We start from the raw sequence: 6,380 nt of genomic DNA on the forward strand, positions 1-6,380 counted from the left end.
CCGAGAGGACGATCATGACCACCCCGCCCCCGGCCGGCGGGCCCTCCGGTGCGCCTGCCGGCGGCCGCGCCGTACCGCCCAAGCCCGTGCACCCGCCGCGCGCCCCGCGCCTGCGCACCGCCCCGCACGACGGCTACGTCCCCGGCGACGGCATGCTCGCCTGGCTGCCCTTCCGCCCCACCATCCGCATCCGGCTCACCCTGCTCTACGGCGGGATGTTCCTGATGGCGGGGGTCGTCCTGCTGCTGCTGATGTACTTCTTCGTCGGGCAGGCCCTGAGCATCCTCCAGCCGCCGCCGTTCAACTTCGGGCCGGACGGCGCCGTGGTCAACGGCGTCCGGATGAGCAGCGACCAGTTCAACCAGGCCCTCGCCCACCAGTTCGACGGCAACTCCAACGCGGCGCTCAACACCCTGCTCCGCAAGTCCCTCACGGTGCTGGTCTGCCTCGCCGTGATCGCCTTCGCCACCGGGTACGCGATGGCCGGCCGGGTCCTGCACCCGCTCGGCCGGATCACCCGCACCGCCCGTGAGGTGGCCAGCTCCGACCTGCACCGCCGGATCGAGCTGGACGGGCCGGACGACGAGCTCAAGGAACTCGCCGACACCTTCGACGACATGCTGGACCGCCTGGACCGCTCCTTCGACTCCCAGCGCCGTTTCGTCGCCAACGCCTCGCACGAGCTGCGCACCCCGCTGGCGATCAACCGGACCCTGCTGGAGGTCCAGCTCTCCGATCCGGGCGCCTCGGCCGATCTCCAGCATCTCGGCAAGATCCTGCTGGCCACCAACGAGCGCAGCGAGCAGCTGGTGGAGGGCCTGCTGCTGCTCGCCCGCAGCGACAACAACCTCACCGACCGCCGCCCGGTGGAGCTGTCCGAGGTGGCCACCAGGGCGCTGGAGCAGACCCGGGCCGAGGCCACCAAGCGCGAGGTGGAACTGCGTTCGACGCTGGACCCGGCCGTCGTGTCGGGCAACGGCGTGCTGCTGGAGCGGATCGCGCTCAACCTGCTGCAGAACGCCGTGCGCTACAACGTCGCGGACGGCTGGGTCGAGATCTCCACCGCCGCGGTGCCCGGCGGCGGCGAGCTGGTGGTCTCCAACACCGGCCCGGTCGTGCCGGGGTACGAACTGGAGCACATCTTCGAACCGTTCCGCCGGGTCAAGGGCGCCGACCGCACCCGCAGCGACAAGGGCGTCGGGCTCGGCCTCTCCATCGTCCGGTCGGTGGTCCGGGCCCACGGAGGTGTCATCGAGGCCATTCCGCGCACCGGTGGCGGCCTCACCATGCGGGTCCGCCTCCCGGCCGCCTGACCGGCCCCCTGGGCCCGTCCGTGCCCCACTGTGCCGCCCGGGCGTCACCGCTTCGCGCGCCGACCGTTTCCAGCCGCCCCCGCCAGGTCTGTCAAGACGACATAAGGCCTGGCGGGGGCGGCTTGTCATTTCCGGCCCGAGCAACTTACGGTGTCGTAACCTACGCAACCGTAAGTGCGTTTTCCGACGTGTCCGCCCAACGCGCCCGTCCCGCGCGTGCCCGTCCCTCAGGAGCAAGACTCGTGACCATCGCCCCCGTGCAGCGCACCGCTTCTCCCGGTTCGAGCGCCTGGACCGACGCGCGGCTGATCATGGCCCTCGAAGAGGTGGTGGAGAAGGAGCTCGACCGCCACCTGAAGGTCGCCAAGGACTGGATGCCCCACGAGTTCGTCCCGTGGAGCCAGGGCCGTGACTTCGACGGCGTACTGGGCGGCGAGGCCTGGGCGGTGGAGCAGTCGCAGGTCACCCCGCTCGGCCGGGTGTCGCTCGTGGTCAACCTGCTGACCGAGGACAACCTCCCCAGCTACCACCACGAGATCGCCACCATGTTCGGCCGCGAGGGTGCCTGGGGCACCTGGGTGCACCGTTGGACCGCCGAGGAGGGCCGGCACGGCATCGCGATCCGTGACTTCCTGCTCGCCACCCGGGCCGTCGACCCGAACGAGCTGGAGCGGGCCCGGATGAGCCACATGTCGGAGGGCTTCGAGTCCGACAACGCGCACAGCATGCTGCACTCGGTCGCCTACGTGGCCTTCCAGGAGCTCGCGACCCGCATCTCGCACCGCAACACCGGCCACTTCGCCGGGGACCCGCTCTGCGACCAGCTGCTCGCGAAGATCGCCAACGACGAGAACCTGCACATGATCTTCTACCGGAACCTGCTGAAGGCGGCTCTGGAGATAGCCCCTGACCAGGCCATGCGGGCCATCGCCGACGTGATCATCAACTTCCGGATGCCCGGCCACGGCATCCCCGGTTTCGAGCGGGCCGCCGCCCAGATCGCCATCGGCGGCGTCTACAACCTGCGGATCCACCACGACGACGTGCTGCAGCCGGTGCTGCGACACCTCAAGGTCATGGAGATCGGCGGGCTCGGCCCGGAGGGCCTGCAGGCCCAGGACGAGCTCGGCGCCTTCCTCGGCGGGCTGGACGCGCAGGCGTCCAAGTTCGCCGAGCGGCAGGCCGCGCTGCTGGCCCGCCGGGCCGCCCGCGTGGCCGCCCGGTAGCGGACGGCAGGCCCGGACGCGAGGCCCGGACGCGAGGCCGTCGGAGGGAGCACGCCCGGTCGGGGGCGTGCGGCCCGTTCGGGGAGCGCGCGGCCGGGCCGCACGAGCGGCGGGGCACGAACCGCGCGGCCGGCCGACCCGGGGATCCACCCGCTCCGCTTGGGTGGATTTTCCGTGGTTTGCCCCGGAAGATTCAGAACGTGAGCAAGCTCACACAAAGTCGCCCCGAGCGTTGGAGCGACCCCGGAGAGTGATCATGTCGACGGGCGCCCCGGTCGCCGTCCGTGAGGAGCCGGGTGGCCGGTGGCGCTCGGGCGGGTTGACGGGCGTCCCTGGTGGGCAAGGGAATTGGCAGGCCTCCGCAGGGCTTATGATCACCGTGAGTGTCCGCCGGGCGGGCCCCGTCCCAGATCGGCGATGGCCCAGCGTGAGGCCCTCAGCGCCCGACCGGATCACCCCAACGGACCCCCGGCTGAGTGTCGATTGAGTAACAGGGCTTGAAGTAAGGCAAAATCTCCGCCTCGGGTCGGGCACAAGACCGACCCCCCATGCGTTACGTGCGCTGGAGATACCGCACACACCGCACAAACCCGGAGGGGGAGAGCGAAAAATGGCAACGGACTACGACACCCCACGCAAGACCGATGACGACCTCAACGAGGACAGCATCGAGGAACTGAAGGCTCGGCGGAACGAGAAGACCGGTAGCTCGGTCGACGTCGACGAGTTCGAGGCGGCCGAGGGCCTGGAGCTCCCGGGCGCGGACCTCTCGAACGAGGAGCTCTCGGTCCGGGTGCTGCCCCGGCAGGCCGACGAGTTCACCTGCATGAGCTGCTTCCTGGTGCACCACCGCAGCCAGCTGTACAGCGAGAAGAACGGCAACCCGATCTGCCGGGACTGCGGCGCCTGAGCGCCAGGGCGGCCATGGTCCGGGCCTCGCGGCTCCCGCGAGACCGGCACACCGCCCCTTCCGGCCCCGGGCAGCGGGGCCGGACGGCAGTTCCGGCGGCCGTCGAGGCGGACGCACCGGCAGTACGGGGTCAGGTCATACCGGCGCAGTACCTCGTACCGCGCTTTTCTGTGCAGCACGGAGAGATTTGGGACGGTCCCGCATCGCGGAACCGTCCCTCTCCGTTTTCCGGGTCTTCTTTCCGGGTCTTCGCGCGGCCCCGGCCGGGACCGGCCGGACGCTCAGGCCCGGGCGCCGCGGCGGGCCTCTTCCAGGGCCTCGGCCAGCTTCATCGGCGAGCGGGTCGACAGATACAGGTACGGCGTGGGATCGGCCGGGTCGCTGACCTCGACGCGCAGTGCGGTCGGGACGTAGCTGCGCAGCAGCATGAAGGCGCGCGGATCGGCCTTCGGCCCGCGCCAGGCGACCGCCTCGGCCGGGCTGAGCGGGTGCGCGGCGCCGAGGGCGTCGACCGGGATCCGGGCCGGGCCGGCCACCAGCGAGCCCTGCACCACCCGGATCCGGGCCGAGCCGTAGCTGCTGATCGCGGCCGCGCCGGCCGCGATGCCGACCACCAGCCCGACCAGCGCGCCCACCGCGCTGAAACGCAGCAGGATCATCGCGAGCGTGAGCCCGATCGCGACCGGGAGCAACCACCAGGAGCGCGGCACGGTGAGGCGTTCGTCGTACATGCCCCCATTGTGATCGCCGTGACGGACGGAGCGGGACGGCACCCCCGCTTCCCGGCTTCCTACCGCTGGGTAGGGTTGGTCGCCGTGACCGGTTCCATAGCTTCTCCGTCCGCAGCCTCCCCGTCCGCGCAGTCGTCCGCGCACCTGCCCGCCGTCCTGTCGCCGACCACGCCGCCCCCGGACGCCGTGCTGCCGCCCCGGGCCCCGCAGGCGCCGGCCCCGGGCACCCGGCTCGGCTCGCACTACGAGCACTGCTTCGGCTGCGGCCCGCAGCACCCCGGCGGCCTGCGGATCGACGCGGTGGCCGGCGAGGGACTGGACGTCACCGCCGAGTTCACCGTCGGCCAGGCCCACCAGGGCGGCCCGGGCCTGGCCCACGGCGGCCTGCTGACCACCGCCATGGACGAGACCCTCGGCACGCTGAACTGGCTGCTGCACGCCCCCGCCGTCACCGGCCGGCTGGAGACCGATTTCGTCGCCCCGGTGCCGGTCGGTTCCGTGCTGCACCTGCGGGCCTGGATCACCGGCGTGCACGGCCGGAAGATCTACAGCGCCGGCGAGGCGCGGATCGGCGGCCCGGACGGACCGGTCGCGGTGCGTGCGCAGGCGCTCTTCATTCAGGTGAAGCTGGAACACTTCACCAAGAACGGTCGACCCGAGGACATCGAGAAGGTTCTCGACGACCCCGACCTGATGAAGCGCGCCCGAGCCTTTGAGGTGAACCCTTGAGCAGCACCCCCCGTCCGCCGGTAGACGTCCTGATCAGGCGAATCGACCCCGACCTGCCGCTGCCCGCGTACGCGCAGCCCGGCGACGCGGGCGCCGATCTGCGGACCACCGTCGACGCCGAGCTGGCCCCCGGCGAGCGGGTCGTCCTCCCCACCGGCGTGGCCATCGCCCTGCCCGACGGCTACGCGGCGTTCGTCCACCCCCGCTCCGGGCTCGCAGCTCGTTGCGGAGTTGCTCTGGTGAACGCCCCAGGGACGGTCGATGCCGGGTACCGTGGAGAGATCAAGGTGATCGTCGTCAATCTGGACCCGCGCGAGGGGGTCAGCTTCCGCCGAGGGGACCGGATCGCCCAGCTGGTCGTCCAGCAGGTCGAGAAGGCCCGCTTCCACGAGGTGGCCGAGCTGCCGGGGTCGGCACGCGCCGAGGGCGGGTTCGGGTCGACCGGCGGCCACGCCGCGGTCTAGCATGCCCGCGGCCTCGCAGGAAGCCGAGCAGGTATTCGCATCGGTCTTGGACCGGGAAGGACAGTGACCGTGTTCCGTCGTCGCCAGAAGAGCGAGGACGCTGTCGAGCAGCTCGCCGACGACGCCATCAGCGCCGACGAGACGGCCGATGACGTCGAAGGTTCCGCCGAGAGCGAGAACGTGACCGAGCTGGACCCGACGGACCGGGTCGGGCTGCCGCCGGCCCCGCGTCCGGACGGTCCGTGGGACCACTCCGAGCTGGAGAAGCCGGAGGAGGGCCGGGTGGACCTCGGGGGTCTGCTGGTCCCCGGTGTCGAGGGGATGGAACTGCGCGTCGAGGTGGCCGGCGAGTCGATCGTGGCCGCGACGCTGGTCCTCGGCAACAGCGCCATCCAGCTCCAGGCCTTCGCGGCTCCCAAGTCCGAGGGCATCTGGGGCGAGGTCCGCGAGGAGATCGCCGGTGGCATCACCTCGCAGGGCGGCATCGTGGACGAGGAGGAGGGCCCGCTCGGCTGGCACCTCCGCGCCCAGGTCCCCGTGCAGCTGCCGGACGGCACGCAGGGTGTGCAACTGGTGCGCTTCGTCGGCTGCGACGGGCCGCGCTGGTTCCTCCGGGGTGTGATCTCCGGCCAGGCCGCCGTGCAGCCCGAGATGGCCGGAATCCTGGAGCAGGTCTTCCAGCAGACGGTCGTCGTCCGTGGTGAGAGCCCGATGGCGCCTCGCGACCCGATCGTGCTGAAGCTTCCGGAGGACGCCCAGATGGTCGCCGACGGTGGCGCCACCGCGGCGGCCGGCGGCGAGGGCGAGAACCGCTTCGGTGGCACCGCGCTCGATCCGTTCGCCCGCGGCCCGGAGATCACCGAGGTCCGCTGAGCACGTCGATCGCCCCCGCCCGGGAAGCCCGGGCGGGGGCGATTTGCATGTGGCGTGCCCGGGCCCGTACAGTTCCGGAGTCGCACCGAGAGGGGCGGCGGAAAGCGAATCCGATGAATGAAACTCCGGAAAAC

The 6,380-nt window shown here is 71.6% G+C and carries 6 protein-coding genes and 1 pseudogene; 6 read left to right on the forward strand and 1 reads right to left on the reverse strand.

Annotated features, from left to right (window positions below; all coding sequences use genetic code 11):
• The first annotated feature begins 14 nt into the window (after positions 1-14).
• From ACIQIB_RS36835 to ACIQIB_RS36845, 3 genes are all read left to right on the forward strand, one after another.
• Entirely contained in the window at positions 15-1,313 is a 1,299-nt protein-coding gene (locus ACIQIB_RS36835; protein WP_400657322.1) for a sensor histidine kinase, read from the forward strand.
• Positions 1,314-1,555: 242 nt separating this feature from the next.
• The gene (locus ACIQIB_RS36840; RefSeq protein WP_363613216.1) at positions 1,556-2,539 is read left to right on the forward strand and encodes an acyl-ACP desaturase; all 984 of its coding nucleotides are present in this window, start codon (positions 1,556-1,558) and stop codon (positions 2,537-2,539) included.
• A gap of 610 nt (positions 2,540-3,149) precedes the next feature.
• Entirely contained in the window at positions 3,150-3,449 is a 300-nt protein-coding gene (locus ACIQIB_RS36845) for a DUF4193 domain-containing protein (protein ID WP_148642658.1), read from the forward strand.
• A gap of 281 nt (positions 3,450-3,730) precedes the next feature.
• Here ACIQIB_RS36845 and ACIQIB_RS36850 read toward each other — a convergent pair whose 3' ends face one another.
• Positions 3,731-4,180, reverse strand: a complete 450-nt coding sequence (locus ACIQIB_RS36850; RefSeq protein ID WP_363613218.1) for a DUF3093 domain-containing protein — start codon at positions 4,178-4,180, stop codon at positions 3,731-3,733.
• A gap of 144 nt (positions 4,181-4,324) precedes the next feature.
• On the opposite strand from ACIQIB_RS36850, the gene ACIQIB_RS36855 reads away from it, so the two are divergent.
• The 3 genes and pseudogenes from ACIQIB_RS36855 to ACIQIB_RS36865 all read left to right on the forward strand — a co-directional run bounded on the left by ACIQIB_RS36855 (position 4,325) and on the right by ACIQIB_RS36865 (position 6,246).
• Positions 4,325-4,909, forward strand: a complete 585-nt coding sequence (locus tag ACIQIB_RS36855; RefSeq protein WP_363613230.1) for a PaaI family thioesterase — start codon at positions 4,325-4,327, stop codon at positions 4,907-4,909.
• Positions 4,906-5,440: pseudogene (dut, locus tag ACIQIB_RS36860) on the forward strand (dUTP diphosphatase). Before ACIQIB_RS36855 ends, dut begins: the two are co-directional and overlap by 4 nt.
• A 2-nt stretch (positions 5,441-5,442) precedes the next feature.
• On the forward strand, positions 5,443-6,246 hold the full coding sequence (locus tag ACIQIB_RS36865) for a DUF3710 domain-containing protein (RefSeq protein WP_400763463.1): 804 nt from the start codon (positions 5,443-5,445) through the stop codon (positions 6,244-6,246).
• Positions 6,247-6,380 lie beyond the last annotated feature (134 nt).

The sequence above is a fragment of the Kitasatospora sp. NPDC092286 genome (assembly GCF_044755565.1).
In the GTDB taxonomy this organism is placed as follows: Bacteria; Actinomycetota; Actinomycetes; order Streptomycetales; family Streptomycetaceae; genus Kitasatospora.

Excerpts from the sequence above, each read along its gene's own strand:
- ACIQIB_RS36835 (WP_400657322.1), top strand. The coding sequence starts at position 15 with ATGACCACCCCGCCCCCGGCCGGCGGGCCCTCCGGTGCGCCTGCCGGC.
- ACIQIB_RS36845 (WP_148642658.1), top strand. The coding sequence starts at position 3,150 with ATGGCAACGGACTACGACACCCCACGCAAGACCGATGACGACCTCAAC.
- ACIQIB_RS36850 (WP_363613218.1), bottom strand. The coding sequence starts at position 4,180 with ATGTACGACGAACGCCTCACCGTGCCGCGCTCCTGGTGGTTGCTCCCG.